This is a genomic window from Agrobacterium sp. LY4, assembly GCF_001526585.1.
GTDB classification, from domain to species: domain Bacteria; phylum Pseudomonadota; class Alphaproteobacteria; order Rhizobiales; family Rhizobiaceae; genus Agrobacterium; species Agrobacterium leguminum.
Map to the genome: position 1 here is coordinate 270,409 of NZ_ASYA01000043.1, position 15,156 is coordinate 285,564.

General features: G+C 56.5%; 12 protein-coding genes. 7 read left to right on the forward strand and 5 right to left on the reverse strand.

From position 1 onward, the window contains the following. Positions 1 to 2 precede the first annotated feature (2 nt). The 3 genes from L904_RS23230 to L904_RS23240 all read right to left on the reverse strand — a co-directional run bounded on the left by L904_RS23230 (position 3) and on the right by L904_RS23240 (position 2,993). Complete coding sequence (locus L904_RS23230; protein WP_003523955.1) at positions 3 to 791, reverse strand: ATP-binding cassette domain-containing protein; 789 nt, start codon at positions 789 to 791, stop codon at positions 3 to 5. Further along, entirely contained in the window at positions 791 to 1,912 is a 1,122-nt protein-coding gene (locus L904_RS23235; RefSeq protein WP_031233308.1) for an ABC transporter permease, read from the reverse strand. The genes L904_RS23230 and L904_RS23235 overlap by 1 nt, the downstream gene beginning before the upstream one ends. A 127-nt stretch (positions 1,913 to 2,039) precedes the next feature. Next, complete coding sequence (locus L904_RS23240; RefSeq protein ID WP_003523957.1) at positions 2,040 to 2,993, reverse strand: sugar ABC transporter substrate-binding protein; 954 nt, start codon at positions 2,991 to 2,993, stop codon at positions 2,040 to 2,042. Between the two features lie 181 nt (positions 2,994 to 3,174). On the opposite strand from L904_RS23240, the gene L904_RS23245 reads away from it, so the two are divergent. Beyond that, positions 3,175 to 4,185: a LacI family DNA-binding transcriptional regulator gene (locus L904_RS23245; protein WP_031233310.1), complete on the forward strand. Its 1,011-nt coding sequence runs from the start codon at positions 3,175 to 3,177 to the stop codon at positions 4,183 to 4,185. Between the two features lie 191 nt (positions 4,186 to 4,376). Here L904_RS23245 and L904_RS23250 read toward each other — a convergent pair whose 3' ends face one another. Further along, positions 4,377 to 5,276, reverse strand: a complete 900-nt coding sequence (locus tag L904_RS23250; RefSeq protein WP_020808405.1) for a LysR substrate-binding domain-containing protein — start codon at positions 5,274 to 5,276, stop codon at positions 4,377 to 4,379. Positions 5,277 to 5,480: 204 nt separating this feature from the next. On the opposite strand from L904_RS23250, the gene L904_RS23255 reads away from it, so the two are divergent. The 6 genes from L904_RS23255 to L904_RS23280 all read left to right on the forward strand — a co-directional run bounded on the left by L904_RS23255 (position 5,481) and on the right by L904_RS23280 (position 11,921). After that, on the forward strand, positions 5,481 to 6,326 hold the full coding sequence (locus tag L904_RS23255; protein ID WP_031233311.1) for a transporter substrate-binding domain-containing protein: 846 nt from the start codon (positions 5,481 to 5,483) through the stop codon (positions 6,324 to 6,326). Positions 6,327 to 6,426: 100 nt separating this feature from the next. Continuing rightward, complete coding sequence (locus L904_RS23260; RefSeq protein WP_020808407.1) at positions 6,427 to 7,113, forward strand: aspartate/glutamate racemase family protein; 687 nt, start codon at positions 6,427 to 6,429, stop codon at positions 7,111 to 7,113. A gap of 19 nt (positions 7,114 to 7,132) precedes the next feature. Next, a complete protein-coding gene (locus tag L904_RS23265) occupies positions 7,133 to 7,792 on the forward strand; it encodes an amino acid ABC transporter permease (RefSeq protein ID WP_020808408.1) in 660 nt (219 codons plus the stop codon). Between the two features lie 19 nt (positions 7,793 to 7,811). Beyond that, complete coding sequence (locus L904_RS23270) at positions 7,812 to 8,588, forward strand: amino acid ABC transporter ATP-binding protein (RefSeq protein ID WP_031233313.1); 777 nt, start codon at positions 7,812 to 7,814, stop codon at positions 8,586 to 8,588. 194 nt (positions 8,589 to 8,782) lie between these two features. After that, positions 8,783 to 10,036, forward strand: coding sequence for an FAD-binding oxidoreductase (locus L904_RS23275; protein WP_031233315.1), 1,254 nt, complete (start codon positions 8,783 to 8,785; stop codon positions 10,034 to 10,036). Positions 10,037 to 10,166: 130 nt separating this feature from the next. Beyond that, positions 10,167 to 11,921, forward strand: coding sequence for a thiamine pyrophosphate-binding protein (locus tag L904_RS23280; RefSeq protein WP_020808411.1), 1,755 nt, complete (start codon positions 10,167 to 10,169; stop codon positions 11,919 to 11,921). A 196-nt stretch (positions 11,922 to 12,117) separates the two neighbouring features. On the opposite strand, the gene L904_RS23285 is transcribed toward L904_RS23280, so the two are convergent. Next, positions 12,118 to 15,153, reverse strand: coding sequence for an FAD-binding and (Fe-S)-binding domain-containing protein (locus L904_RS23285; protein ID WP_020808412.1), 3,036 nt, complete (start codon positions 15,151 to 15,153; stop codon positions 12,118 to 12,120). Between the last annotated feature and the right edge of the window lie 3 nt (positions 15,154 to 15,156).

Below are 15,156 nucleotides of genomic sequence, written 5' to 3' on the forward strand. Positions count from 1 at the left end.
AGTCAGATGGTTCCGCCCAGCTCCTCGGAGATAGACTGCAACTCCTTGCCGCCTGCCATCAGGTTCTGCAGATCGTCGATGCCAATTTCACTCTTCGAATAGGTTCCGAGGGTCTTGCCGCGATTCAGCGCCGTGAAGCGGTTACCGACGGCATAGGCGTGGCGGACATTATGCGTGATGAAAATGACACCGAGCCCGTTATTGCGGACCTGGTTGATATATTTGAGAACCATCGAGGTCTGCGCGACGCCGAGCGCCGACGTCGGCTCATCGAGGATGAGCACCTTCGCCCCGAAATAGACAGCGCGCGCGATGGCGACGCATTGCCGTTCACCGCCCGACAGGGTGCCCACCGCCTGATCCGGCTCACGCACATCGATGCCGATCTTGCGCATCTCCTCACGCGTGACCCTGTCGGCAAAATCCATGTCCATGCTTTTGAAGGGGCCGAAACCCTTCAGAGGTTCGCGGCCCATGAAAAAGTTCCGCGTCACCGACATCAGGGGGATCATCGCAAGATCCTGATAGACAGTCGCGATGCCAGCATCGAGCGCATTCCGCGGACCGTCGAATATGCGTGGCTGACCTTCGACGAGGAATTCTCCCGATGTCGGCTTGAACACACCGGACAGGGTGTTGATGAGGGTGGATTTGCCGGCGCCATTGTCTCCGAGAAGGCAGAGAACCTCGCCGGCATTGACACTCAGCGATACACCGTTGAGCGCGATGATGGAGCCGAAATATTTGACGAGGTTCCTTACCTCGACGATTGGCGTCTGAGATGTGCTCATCAGCGTTCTCCCGTGACGCGTTTGCGGATCACATTATTGAAAATGACGGCCGTCAGCAGCATGCCGCCGAGGAACACGAGATACCAATCCTGATCTATCGACGTGTAGGTAAGACCGATCAGCACCATGCCAAAGACAATCGAGCCGAAGAACGCGCCGATCGCCGAACCGTAACCGCCTGTCAGAAGGCAGCCGCCGATGACGGCCGCGATAATGGCCTCGAATTCCTTCTGAAACCCACGGCGGGCATCCGTGGAGCCGGCATCCAGCACGGTGAGGATCGCTACGAGCGTGGCGCACATGGCCGTTATAATAAAAAGGGTGGTTTTCACGCGCGCCACTGGCACGCCCGACTTGCGCGCCGCACGCGGGTCACCGCCGGCGGCAAATATCCAGTTGCCGAAACGCGTCCGCAGAAGCATCCAGGTAGCAAGCAGGGCGATCAGGACGAACCACAGGATCTCCACCGGAATGCCGGGGACCTTCGGTGTTCCATTTGGAAATGTCTCGATGATGCCCCGGCTGCCGAGCCAGGAGAACAGGCCGGTAAAGGCGTCGCCGGAAAAAATCGGGGCAAGCGGGCTGTCGGCGGCGGCTTCCTTCATGCCGCGAAGCTGTGTCGCTCCGCCGCTTGCCCATTTGAGGCCAACCAGCGTGAGGCCACGCAGAATGAAGAGGAATGCAAGCGTGACGATGAATGAGGGAAGACCCGTTCGCATCGTGAGCTGGGCATTCGTGACGCCGATGACCACGGCAAATCCAAGCGCAATCAGGATCGCCACGCTGAGCGGAAGATTGAGAACCACCAGCGCCGTGCCAAATACGAGACCGGCAAAGGCGACCATCGATCCGATCGACAGATCAAATTCACCGCCGATCATCAATAAAGCGGCGCCGATGGCAAGAATGCCGAGCTGGGCAGCCGGGGCCATGAAATTGACCACGCCGGCCAGCGTGAACATAGCCGGATTGGCGGTGAAGAAAAAGAAGATGGTGACGAGCACCAGCCCGGCAACAGCGCCGAGTTCCGGACGACGCAGGAGAGCGGTCATCATCGAAACCTTTTTTAGCCGCTCGTCGGATCGGGTCTGGGACCCGTTCTGTTCGTTGGCCAGCGTCATGGGTTCGTTCCTCAGATTGGGTGTCAGCTTTGCGCGCAACGGCGTTCGGCCGAAAAGATCGCGCATCGAGGCAAAAGTTGCGTTCGGAGTGGTTCCCGCTTTGGCGGGAGCCACGCTTCCATCCGGCCTAGCGGATGCCCTGGGAGGATTTTTCGATGACTGCGGCGGCCGTGTCCTTCTCGACGAAGCTTGGGCCGGAGGCAACGTTGCCCGCCGGAATGGTGCCGTAACGTGCGTTCAGCGCAAGAAATGTCACAGGTAGATAACCTTGCAGGAAAGGTTGCTGATCAACCGCAAAGAGTGCCTTCCCGTCCGCGACCGCCTTCAGAAAACCCGCCGACAGATCGTAGGATGCAACCTTGACCTTGTCGCCGACACCCAGCTTTTCGACGACTGCAACCGCGCGTTCGCCGACCAGCGGCGCAGAAAGGCCGAGAACAACGTCCACCGAGGGATCTGAGGTGAGCGCCGCCTGAATCTTGGCTTCGATTTCCGCCGGGTCGGCTGTCGTCGGCAACACCGTTACCTTGCCGCCTGCAAAACCCTTTTCCGTTCCAGCGCAGCGCTGGTCCAGAGCCGCATTGCCCACCTCCTGGTTGACGCAAAGAACATGCTTCAAACCGAGAGACTTCAGCTTCTCCCCAACCTTGACACCGGCAGGCAATTCATCCTGACCGACATGCAGCCTGATGCCGAGCTTTTCCGTGGCCGAAATGCCGGAGTTCATCGAAATGACCGGAATACCCGCGGCAACTGCTTTTTCAATCGCTGGACCAAGGGCATCTGGGTCCGGATTGGAAATCACTATCCCTGCCGGGGTCTGGTTTGCAGCCGCATCGATGAGTTGACCCATCGCGACCATGTCGAAGGTCTCGGGCGCGCGATAATCGACCCGGACATTGCTGTCCTTGCCCGCCTGCATCATGCCATTTTTGACGATAGACCAGAAAGGATCGGACGCCTGACCGTGGGTGACCGCGATGATGGTCAACTGATCCTGCGCCCTGGCCGTTGCAGAGCATGACACGGCTATTCCGGCGACGAGCGCGCCATGGGCGAGTTTCCTGAGAATAGATTTCATGTGGTTCCTCCTCCTTGCACCGGCCCACTCCTCAAGCCGGCAAAATGTGAATGCTACCGGGTGCAAATATCTTGCTACCGGGTGCAAGCAGGTGCATCATAGCCGCGAATGGGTTAAAAGCAAGCGTTCATTTCATCGGAATCCAAAATGGAATGTTCGTTCCATTTCGGTTGGAGGCACTATGCGCAAGCGGGAAACTACCAGGAGAGCGACGGCGAAAGAGGTGGCGACCGCAGCAGGCGTATCGAAATGGACCGTTATCCGGGCTTTCACACCCGGTGCGTCGATCACCGAGGAAAGCAAACGGCGCGTGCTGGAATCGGCCGCTGCCCTGAATTACTCGCCAAATCTTCTTGCCCGGAGCCTTGCCACCAATCTGACTCATCAGGTCGCCGTCTTCGTCGATGATTTCGCCAATCCCCAGAAACTACCGTTTCTTGAAACACTGACGGAGCGTCTGCAGGCCGCCGGCCTCGTTGCCATGCTCATCAACATCAATAACCACTTCGATCACGTGCACGCCCTGCTGCATGCCGACCAGCGTCAGGTTGACGCCATCATTCTTTTTGGCACCGCATTTCGCGATGAAACGCTGACGGACCGCCAGCTTGGCCACGGACTGCCGCCCATGTTCGTTCTGGCACGAGATAGCCAGATCGACGGCGTGCCCGCCGTCGTATGTGACGCCGAACTGGCGCTGAGAGACATCGTCAACCATTTATACGAACGGGGATATCGAAGGCCCGGCTTCATGAGCGGCGCGACGGCGCTTTCGACGGCGCTCAGACGCCGGCAGCACTTTACAGATTCCTGGGCGGAAAAAGGCGTCGGCGAGATCGAGCTCCTGTCTGCCGAAAAATACAGCGCCGCAGCGGGAGCAGCCTCCGTCCGCGAATATCTCTCGCAAACTGCACCTTCCGAACGCGTCGACGTCCTTATGTGTGAGAACGATATCCTGGCTTTCGGCGCCATGGATGAAATTCGCGGTAACTTCGGCCTGAGAGTGCCTGAAGACATGGCTATCGTCGGCTTCGACAATTATGAACTCGGAGGTTCACCCGCATACGGTCTCACCACGTATGAACAACCTCGCCACGAAATGATCGAGGCCATCATCGGAATGATCACCGGAGCCATTGAAGCCGAAACAGTCACCTTGCCCGGTAAAATGATCGTCCGGAATTCCACGTGACAACAAAAAAACTCCCGGCGCGTTTGCTCCGGGAGTTTTGGATGTTTGGTTGCAGGCGCCTGAGTCCACAGAGACTTGTGAATTCGCAGCGAGGGCTTAGATATACAGTCGCTCTAATGAATTGCGGTCGGAAACGGCAAACTAACCATGCAAAAAATAATCCCATCGGAGGCAGAACTCAGCAAATCGGCTTATTGATCTGCGTGTTTTCGGGATTGCCTGATCAGCCAATCCCTGAACAACACGACATTGGGGTTGTTCGCTTTTCTTTCCGGGTAAACGACATAATAGGAATCGTCGGAATGCGTGGCATCACCGAAAGGCATGTGCAATAAGCCATTTTCAAGTTCGTGCTCGATGTAAAATGTTGGTACGACAGCGACGCCAAGTCCGTTTACGGCTGCATTGATGATCGTCTCATAGTGAGAAAATCTTATTCCCTGAATGCGTCCGCTATAGGATAGTCCGGCAAAACGCAGCCAATTCAGCCAGAGGCTGGGCCGGCCGGCATTTTGGATCATCGGGAAATTCGAAAATTCGAGTGGTTCAAGTTTCTCACCCAATGGGATAAGGCTCGGTGCGGCCACAACAGCAAGTTTCTCAGGGAAGAGTTCAATTGCACGGGCATGGAGCCACGTACCAGCCCCCCGCAATACCGCAATGTCCAAACGTGTCGTTTCGAAGTCGGTCGCGGGCGTTGCTAACGTGAACTCCAAGGGTATGTCCGGAAATGCCGAAATGAAAGTATAAAGCCGTTGAGGCAACCAACGAGATGCAAAAGTTGGATGCGTTCCCACCATCAAGGAGGAATCAACACTACGGCCACGGACCGCATCGATAGAGATTTCTTCAAGCCGGTCCAGCGTGAAAGCAAGATCGCGATAGTAGTTGGCTCCAACTTCTGTCAGCACCAAACGTGGGCCTGAACGGTGAAAAAGGGTAGTCCCCAGAAAATCCTCCAGATTACGAATCTGCCGACTGATCCCGCTCTGCGTGAGACCGAGATCATCAGCGGCGCGCGTGAAGTTCATATATCGGGCCGCAGCTTCGAAGGCATGCAGCGCCGAAAGTGATGGAAGATACCGCCTCATTGCCCAAACCCCTCATCATGACTAAAACTCATGCAAGGCGGATTATTCGATGTTTTGTTTTAAATGCAAGATCGTCAAGACTGACTCATCCGGCGAACGTGCCTGTAACCCGAAGGGAAAAGGCAATTGCCGAGACTGCGACGCGGATAACTGGGAACCCGCAGAAGCAAGAGTACCGTCAAATAATGTAAAAAAGGGGATGACATGAACAGACGTAATTTTGGAAGCCTCCTTGGACTCGCCGGCGCGGGCGCGGTTGCAACCGCTCTTGCTACACCTGCAGTCGCTCAGGCACCCGCTGCTGGTTCGACATTTGAACGCATACGCAGCAGCAAGAAACTGCGTGTCGCCGGGATCGTTGGAACCGAACCATATTATCATAAGGATATCGCGACTGGTGAGTGGTCTGGCTTTTGTATGAGCATGGCCCGCGATCTCGCGAAGTCGCTCGAGGCTGAAGTCGAAATCAGCGAAACCACCTGGGGCAATGCGGTTCTCGATCTTCAAGCCAACAAGATCGACATCATGTTTGGCCTTAGCCCCACACCGTCACGTGCACTGGTGGTCGAATTCACCCGTCCGATCATGCAGAATACCTTCACCATCATCGCCAAGCCGGGCCTTGAACCGAAGACCTGGGAAGAGCTGAACAAGCCGGAGGTCCGCATTGCGGTCGATATCGGATCGACACACGATCTTTTCGCCCGTCGCGTTCTGCCAAAGGCAACACTCGTCGCGCTGAAGACTCCCGACGAGGCAACGCTCTCGGTTCAGACCGGTCGCGCTGACGCTGTCATCCAGGTCGCAATGCTGTCACTGGTAACTGTCAAGAAGAACGCGAATGTCGGCAAAATCGTTGTCCCCGGACCAATCGTGCGTCAACCGACCTGTGCTGGCGTTCGTGCAGAGGACAGCTCACGATTCCGGACTTTTGTAGACAACTGGCTTGAATTCAATCGCTCTTCCGGCGTGGTGACGAGCTGGATTACCTCAAGTCTCGATCTGGTCGGCGTCCAGAAAGAGGATATTCCGGCCGATATTCAGTTCTGATGATCGGGTGTGGACAGGGTCACCCGTGATCCTGTCCCTGTTTCCAACAGGAGCTACCGTTGCGTGACGCACGGCGGCCATTGTATTTTTCGGTGAAACCATGGCCAGCTCGCTTGGTATCATGATGCTTGACACGACGTTTGAGCGTCCTTTGGGTGACGTGGGTAACGCTGGCAGCTGGCCGTTCCCCGTCGTCTACAAAACTGTCAATGGCGCAAGCGCCAGAACGATCGTCAATGGCGAAGACGATGCGGTTTTGCTCGATGCCTTTGTGGCTGCCGGTGAAGAGCTGGCGAGAGAAGGCGCCTGTGCATTGACGACATCATGCGGTTTTCTGGTGCTGCGGCAAAGCGCACTCGCAAGCCGCCTCACGCTTCCTGTTGCAACGTCCAGCCTGCTGCAAATTCCGCAGATCACCGCCTTTCTTCCCGCTGGAAAGAAAGTCGGAGTGATTACATATGATTTCAACTCTCTGACGGACTGTCATTTCCGGGAAGCGGGCGTCATGGATGTCCCTCCGGTTGCCGGACTGCCCAAAGGCGGAGCGCTTCACCAGTTGATCGAGGGCGACAAGCCCTATGACCGCGAGGCCCTCAGCAACGAGTTATTGCAGACCGTTCAGGATCTCGTCGACAAGCAGCCTTCCATCGGCGCGCTCGTATTTGAATGCACGAACTTGCCGCCTTTTTCAGCGGAGATATCGAAGCGTTTTGGCCTTCCGGTGTTCGATATCCTCACACTTGGCCGGTGGCTTCATGCAGGAGCCTCGATTGGTGAAGCGCGATAAATAAAAAAGTGGGAACGATATGCAATATCAATGGGATTTCAGTTTTCTCATACAGTACCAGAGCCTGATCTGGACGGGTGTACTTTATACAATCGGGTTTACGATTGGCACTGCGGTTTCAGGCTTGATTGTCGGTTGTCTGGTCGCCCTTGCTCGCCTCTCAAACGTAAAAATCCTCGGCGCGCTTATCACGGGCTTCATCGAGATATTCCGTTGTACGCCGGTCCTGGTCCAGCTTGTGTGGTGCTATTATGCGTTGCCGATCCTGACCGGAATAGAATTGTCTCCGGGTTCGGCAGCCTTCATCACGTTGACGCTTTACGGCGCATCATTTTTCGGCGAAATCATCCGCGGAGGCATCATTTCGGTTGATCTTGGCCAATGGGACGCGGGACGCGCACTCGGCATGAGGCGACATCAGCTCATGGCGCGCGTGGTTTTACCCCAGGCATTTCGCCGCATGATCCCGCCCTTGATGAACCAGACAGTTCTACAGCTGAAAAACACTTCGCTTCTGTCGGTTCTGGCCGTTCCGGATCTGCTTTACCAGGGCCAGTTGATCACGTCCGCAAGTTATCGGCCGCTGGAAACCTACACGATGATCGCAGTCATCTATTTCATCCTCCTTTTCCCGCTGACACGCTTCGCTCACAGGCTTGAAGCGCGTGCAGGCCGCTGATCACGAAAGGCTTATCATCATGTCAGAACACAATATGATCGAGCTTTCCGGCGTGAAAAAATCCTTCGGCGACTTCGAGGTCCTGAAGGACATCACGCTGAACGTGAAGAAAGGAAACGTCGTTGCACTCATTGGCCCCAGCGGCTCAGGAAAATCGACGTTGCTGCGAAGCGTCAATCTGCTGACGGTTCCGGAGCAGGGCTTCATTCGCGTGGGTGATCAGGCAATTGACTTTTCCAGCACGCGGAAGCTGCCCGGGGACAAGGCGCTTGCCGCCTTCCGCGCAAGGACAGGGATGGTTTTCCAGAGCTTCAATCTTTTCCCGCACATGAACGTCGAGCAAAATGTGATGGAAGGGCCGATCACGGTTCTGCGAAAATCCAAAGCCGAGGCGCGGGAGATCGCCCGCGGACTGCTGGAAAAGGTAGGGCTCGCCGATAAGTCAACGGCTCCCCCCGACAGTTTGTCCGGTGGACAGAAGCAACGCGTCGCAATCGCTCGGGCATTGGCGATGAAGCCTGAAGTCATGCTGTTCGATGAAGCGACCTCGGCGCTCGACCCCGAGTTGGTGGGAGAGGTTCTATCCGTCATCCGCTCTCTTGCCGCCGAAGGCATGACGATGCTGCTGGTCACGCATGAAATGGCATTTGCCCGCGACGTGGCGGACCGTGTCGTCTTCATGCGTGATGGATGTGTCGTTGAGGAAGGCGAGGCGCGCCAGGTGATCGACAATCCCGTTCAACCGGCGACGCGATCCTTCCTGAGCCATTTCCATAATGGTCTTGGTCCGAACTGATTGTGCCGACCGCCCCTCCTGCCGGGTCCTGGTTGGTACGTAAACTGAAAAACAGGTCATCCCGGTTCTGCCCCGGGGTCCATTAAAGTGATCGACAAGCGATGAACCCAACTCCCGCGTCACAGCAGGAGACGAATTTTTGCGCCCATCGATCAGCAATCGTCTAACCGTTGTAATGCTCGGGAATGATAGACATGCACGTAATCGTAATTGGCGCAGGCATAGTGGGTGCAAGTACGGCGCTGGAATTAATCCGTGACGGCCATCAAGTTACAATTCTGGAAGCCGGCGAGCCGGGCGGGCGTCAGAGCGCCAGCTATGGACACGGCTGCTGGATCAGCCCTGCGTCGGTCGTACCCATGTCGATGCCGGGTCTGTGGAGACAGATTCCGAGCTATTTGTTGAATCCCAAAGGCCCACTCGTCATCCGTTGGCGGCATATTCTCAAGCTCCTGCCATGGCTGGTGAGATTTCTCATCGCAGGCTCGACGGTCGCGCGGGTCGAAAAAACCGCGCATGCGCTGGCAACCCTCCTTGGAGACAGCCCGCAACGACACCTCAAACTGGCTGAAGAACTGGGCCTCAGCCATCTCATTCGTCAGGAAGGCCTGCTGTATGCTTATCCGGGCAGACAGGATTTCGAGGCGGAGAAATTATCATGGCATCTGCGCTCCATGACAGGCTTGCGCTGGAAAGAACTGGATGCTGGGCAACTGCACGCACGGGAACCACAGCTTTCCCATCGCTACAACTTCGGGGTTCTGGCGGAAGATGGCGCCCATTGCGTCGATCCCGGCGCTTACGTTGCAGCGATCGTTTCGACCGCAATCGCCCGTGGGGCCACTCTTATGAAAGCGCAAGCCAACGGTTTCGTTTTTGACGATAACAGTCTGATTGCAGTCGAGACGGATAACGGCCGCCTCAACTGCGACAGGGCCGTGATCGCATCCGGTGTCTGGTCCAAAGCCCTCGCACGCGAGGCTGGCGACCGTATCCCGCTCGAAGCCGAGAGGGGCTATCATGGCGTTGTTGTTTCCGAGGAGAACGGGCCTTCGCATCCAGTCATGCCAAGCGACGGCAAGATGGCGAATACGCCGACCTCGAAAGGTCTGCGCCTCTCCGGACAAGTCGAACTGGCATCGGTGGAGACTCCCCCCAACTGGAAGCGCGTCGACATTCTGATCGAGCACGCCATTGCCACATACGATCACTTGACTCCACGCACGGAGATGAAGCTGGACCGCTGGATGGGCCATCGCCCGTCCACACCGGACGGTTTGCCGGTCATTGGCACGTCCTCCCGCTCGAATAACGTTTTCTACGCCTTTGGACACGGACATGTCGGCTTTGCATCCGGTCCGATCACTGGCCGGATCGTCGCAGACATGGTTAGCGGCAAAACACCCACCTCTGGTATCGAGGCGTTTTCGCCAAGGCGTTTCGCCTGAGTGAGGCCGGCTCATGAAAGTTGGGAGAACATCCCATCATGCTTCCCGCAGCATGGGCCGGTCACAGTGATCATCCTCAAAACCACTGTCAGGTTGTGATTGAATTTTAAAGTAACGAAAGGAGACCGTCGTGCGCGGCGCAGATATTCTGGTGGACATGCTGATCGGATATGGGGTCGAAGTGATATTCGGCGTACCGGGGGACACCAACGTTCCTTTTTATGAGGCCTTGCAGGAGCGAGAAGACAGGATTCGCCACGTTATGGCACGCGACGAACGCTCTGCCGGTTACATGGCGGATGCCTATGGGCGCTTTACCAGCAAGCCCGGCGTCTTCGAGTGCCCATCGGGCGCAGGCGCCATGTATTCACTGCCTCCGGTAGCTGAATCGAACTCCTCCTCGGTTCCGGTCATTCTGCTGACGATCGACATTCCCCTCCCCGGTGAAGGCCGTGGCGTCTTGACCGAGCTGGATTGCGCTCGCCTGTTCGATCCGATCACCAAAATGTCAGTGCAAGTGAAATCGGCGGAAAAATTGCCGGAAATCATTCGTCGTGCATTCCGCGTTGCGTGCTCTGGCAAGCCAGGTGCGGTCCATCTCCAGATTCCAGAGGACATGCTTATCGCTGAGGTGGATCCGGCACGTGTATCGCTTCACGTCGAGGCCGAATGCAGGCAGTTCCCTGCATATCCTACGCTTCCGCCTCAGGACAAGTTGGATGCCGTGATGTCGATGCTGACGAGCAGCAAGAAGCCGTTGATCGTTTCGGGTGGTGGCGTCAACCGCTCTTGCGCCGGACCGGAGGTGACGGAGCTGGCTGAACGGCTGAATATTCCGGTCTGCACCACGATGACGGGCCAAGGTACAATGCCTGACGATCATCGGCTGGCGGTCGGCGTTATTGGCGACAACGGATTTCATCCACATGCCAACTGGTCTCTGGAACATGCCGATTTCGTCCTTTTTGTAGGATCAAGGATGGGCTCGGTCGTTACCATTGGCTGGACCTTCCCGAAAATTACGCTCAACAAGCGTGTGGCCCAGATCGATATCGATCACGAGATTATGGCCAACAACTACGAGAATGTGCTGTCGGTTCAGGGCGACGCCCGCCTGGTCCTTCAACGCCTCATTGAAATGGCACCTGCTGATAATGATGCGGCCCGGACACAGGAATGGGTCGATGAATTGAACGACTTGCGCGCTAACTTCTGGGAAAATGCCGAGAAGCTTTTAAGCTCTGAAGCCGCCCCGTTGCGACCCGAACGCGCAGTTCGATGCTTCAACGAAGCGCTCGAAGCTTACGGCAAACCGGCTCATATTTATTCTGACGCCGGAACGCCAACGCCGCATATGACACGTTTTCTGAAGTTGAAAGATCGCAGAATCCGCTTCGCGATACCACGCGCTTTCGGCGGATTGGGTTCTGCGCTGCCCGCTACGGTTGGTGCGTGGTTTGCCAACAAGGATCGCCGACCTATCGGCATGTTCGGCGATGGGTCATTCGGGATGACGGTCGGCGAACTGGAAACACTCGTTCGCCTTCAGGTTCCGGCCATTCTCCTGCTGTTCAACAACGGCACCTTCGGCTGGATCAAGGGGCTGCACCGGCTGAAGGGACATAACCAGTGCTTCGGCGTGGATTTCATGCCACCGCGTGGGCAGGCAATTGCGGAAGCATTTGACGTCAAGGCCTGGACCGCCACCAATTCGAAAGAGCTCGACAGGGCGCTCGCTGAAGCCTTTGCCTACACATCCGGCCCATGCCTGATCGACATTCACGTTGAATCAATTGCCGATCGCGTACCGCCGGTCTATTCGTGGCTGACCAAGCGCGGTAAAGACCCGCTGAGCATCGAGGCCGAGGAAGTTCGTTACTTTTGAGCGAATAACAATAATGGAGCGTCAGCTTTTCGCTGGCGCTCTATCAAGGTGATGTATTCACGGTCAAAGAATGGTCGAGGACAAGCTCGCGCCTTACGCCCTTCCCACATCAATCTGTGCACAACACCTCAAGAAAAACCGAAACGCCCGGATGAGCGCATCCGGGCGTTTCGCGTTACAGTTCGTCAGCCCAACTTTATTGGTCGGTCAGACGGTCTATGACTTCAAGCGGGTGTGGCAGGAATTTCCCGTCTATTGCCTTCGCCTGCGAACGACAGGAATAGCCAGTGGCCATAACCACGTTATCCCCGTTTGCCTTCGCTACGGGCGCGGCCCAACTCATGTCATAGAGTTTTTCCGAGGTGGCGCGGTTGCGAGCCTCATGACCAAACGTTCCCGCCATGCCGCAGCAACCGGCATTGACGATATCCAGCCTCACGCCTAGCCGTTCGAACACCTGTTTCCAATGACCAGCCGATGCCGGAACGTTGCTGCGCTCCGTACAGTGGAGCAGCAGCCCAAAGCTGGCATGTTTTATTGGCGATATGCTGGCGGAAAGCCGCTCCGACTGCGTGGCCAGCCACTCCTGTGGCAGCAGGACGGTCGCTTTCAATGGCGCATCAGACAGAGATTTGTATTCGCTGCGAAATGTCAGGGTCATCGAGGGATCAAGCCCCACAAGGGGCACGCCAAAATCGGCAATGGACTGGAGACTATGGGCCGTGCGCGCTGCCGCCGCCTCGAAACGCCGCAGATACCCATGCACATGCAGCGCCTTGCCATTGACATGCGGCTCGGCCAGAAGAGGCACCAGCCCTATTTTGCGGGCCAGCCTGATAGCGGCAAGTGCTACAGCCGGTTCGAATGAGGCGGTAAACGCATCGGTTACGAAGACCACCGCCCTTTCACGCTCGGATTGCGTCATCTTTCGGATGTTTTCAATGGTTGCTATGGTGGCACCAAGCTTGCGCGCATGGTCGGCAAGAGAAACAGCAGGCAGCAATGGCAATGCCGTCAACCCGGCAACACGCATCAGCCTGCGACCCGGTCCTGTTCCTGCAAGGAGATTATAGAGTGGCCTTGCCCGCCTCATGAGCGGCAATGTGGTCTCGATAGCGGCAACCAGCGGGTCTTTCAGCGGGCGCAGATAACGACCGTAATACATCTCCAGAAATCTAGCGCGGAAAGCAGGAACACTCACTTTGACAGGACATTGACCTGCACAGGCTTTGCAAGCCAGGCAATTGTCCATCGCCTCTCGAACTTCATGGGAAAAGTCGTACCTGTTTGCCGGATCGAGCGAGTTCAGCACCCGACGACACAGCGCCAACAGACGTTTGCGCCCGATACGCAGCGCCTCCGCCTCGTTGCGTGCGTCCCTTCCATTTTCTGCAAGCAGCCGCAACCATTCACGCATCAGCATCGCCCGGCCTTTGGGCGAATAGCGTCTGTCGCGTGTAGCCTTGTAGGAAGGACACATCGGACTGGTTTCATCGAAATCAAAACAGGCACCATTCCCGTTGCAATAGGCGGCATTGTCGAAGGCGGAACGAATGTCGTTACCGATGATCCTGTCAACTCCCCCTCTCAGTGGCACCTCGTCAATTTTCAGCAGGGACTTTGAAGCCGGAGCCGCGATCTTGCCCGGATTTAGACGATAATCGGGGTCAAAGACCTGTTTTATACGCTGCAAATCCGGGTAAAGATCCTGAAAAAACTCCGGCACATATTCCGAGCGCACGCCCTTGCCGTGCTCTCCCCATAATACGCCACCATATTTGCGGGTCAGCGCCACCACCGCATCACTGATATGACGGACCATAGGTGTGTGGTCATCACGGCTGAGGTCGAGTGCCGGGCGTACATGCAGAACGCCCGCATCCACATGACCGAACATGCCATAGGACACACCTGCATCATCAAGCAAAGCGCGAAACTCACGAATGTATTCCGCAAGGTTCTGCGGGGGTACAGCGGTATCTTCCACAAAGGCCACTGGCCTCACCGGCCCTTCGACATTGCCCAAAAGGCCAACAGCACGCTTACGCATGGCCCATATTGCTTCCGCATCGTGATGTCCACGGGCAATGGTGTATCCACGGTGACTGCTATCTGCGTCTAGCGCTGCGATCACCTGCGCCAGATGACGCTTCAACTCATCCTCGTCGTCGGCAAGCAGTTCGACAATATTGATACCGTTGGCTGAACCGGCTGTATCGTCCGGAAAGAAACGGGCGATGCCGTTCCAGACAATATCGCCCTTCGCCAGACCCAAAACCTTCTCATCAACTGTCTCGACGGAGGCGACTTTAAGTGCCGTCAACGCACGTGCGTGTTCCAGCGCGGTGTTGAAATCGCCATAGCGGATATTTACCAGCGCCACATGGCCAGGAATGGGAAGCAGGTTGAGTTCCGCCTCGCCGATCATCGCCAACGTACCTTCCGAGCCGCACAAAATAGCGTTGAGGTCGAAATCACCGTTATCACGCCGCACATGAGCGAGGTCGTAGCCGGTCATATAGCGATTGAGATCGGGAAAAATCTCGCGGATACGATCTGCCTTTTCACGGGTAATCTTCTCGACCGTGCGGTAAATTTCTCCTGTAAGGTCACTCCGGGCCATGGCCTCATTCAACGCCGCGCTGTCCAGCGGGCGTGACCACAGGTCCGAGCCATCCATCAGCAAAACGCGTAGGCCAAATACGTGGCCGGAAGTCTTGCCATAAAGGCATGAACCCTGACCGCAGGCGTCGGTGGAAATCATGCCACCGATCGTTGCGCGGTTCGATGTTGAAAGCTCAGGCGCAAAAAACAGGCCATAAGACTTGAGTGCGCGGTTCAACTGATCCTTGACCACGCCCGCCTCGACACGGGCCATCCGGCGGACCGGATCGATTTCGAGGATACGGCACATGTGCCGGGAGCAATCGACAACTATGCCGGTTGTCAGCGACTGGCCGTTGGTGCCGGTGCCTCCGCCACGCGGAACAATGACGACTTTCCGAAATGCAGGCTCCGATAAAACCCTTGTAATTGTCTTCAGATCATCGGTATCTTGTGGAAAAAGCACCCCGGCAGGTTCCATCTGATAGATGGAATTGTCGGTAGCGAGAACGATGCGCGAGGCCGCGCGTGTCTCGATGTCGCCCCTGAACCCAGCCTCGATGAGACGCTCAAAAAAACCGGGTGACAGGCATGGTTCTCCGCAAGATGACTTCAGACGGGGGATCATCGG

Coding starts and splice junctions, on each gene's coding strand:
- L904_RS23230 (WP_003523955.1), bottom strand. CDS start 791: ATGAGCACATCTCAGACGCCAATCGTCGAGGTAAGGAACCTCGTCAAA.
- L904_RS23235 (WP_031233308.1), bottom strand. CDS start 1,912: ATGACGCTGGCCAACGAACAGAACGGGTCCCAGACCCGATCCGACGAG.
- L904_RS23240 (WP_003523957.1), bottom strand. CDS start 2,993: ATGAAATCTATTCTCAGGAAACTCGCCCATGGCGCGCTCGTCGCCGGA.
- L904_RS23245 (WP_031233310.1), top strand. CDS start 3,175: ATGCGCAAGCGGGAAACTACCAGGAGAGCGACGGCGAAAGAGGTGGCG.
- L904_RS23250 (WP_020808405.1), bottom strand. CDS start 5,276: ATGAGGCGGTATCTTCCATCACTTTCGGCGCTGCATGCCTTCGAAGCT.
- L904_RS23255 (WP_031233311.1), top strand. CDS start 5,481: ATGAACAGACGTAATTTTGGAAGCCTCCTTGGACTCGCCGGCGCGGGC.
- L904_RS23260 (WP_020808407.1), top strand. CDS start 6,427: ATGGCCAGCTCGCTTGGTATCATGATGCTTGACACGACGTTTGAGCGT.
- L904_RS23265 (WP_020808408.1), top strand. CDS start 7,133: ATGCAATATCAATGGGATTTCAGTTTTCTCATACAGTACCAGAGCCTG.
- L904_RS23270 (WP_031233313.1), top strand. CDS start 7,812: ATGTCAGAACACAATATGATCGAGCTTTCCGGCGTGAAAAAATCCTTC.
- L904_RS23275 (WP_031233315.1), top strand. CDS start 8,783: ATGCACGTAATCGTAATTGGCGCAGGCATAGTGGGTGCAAGTACGGCG.
- L904_RS23285 (WP_020808412.1), bottom strand. CDS start 15,153: ATGATCCCCCGTCTGAAGTCATCTTGCGGAGAACCATGCCTGTCACCC.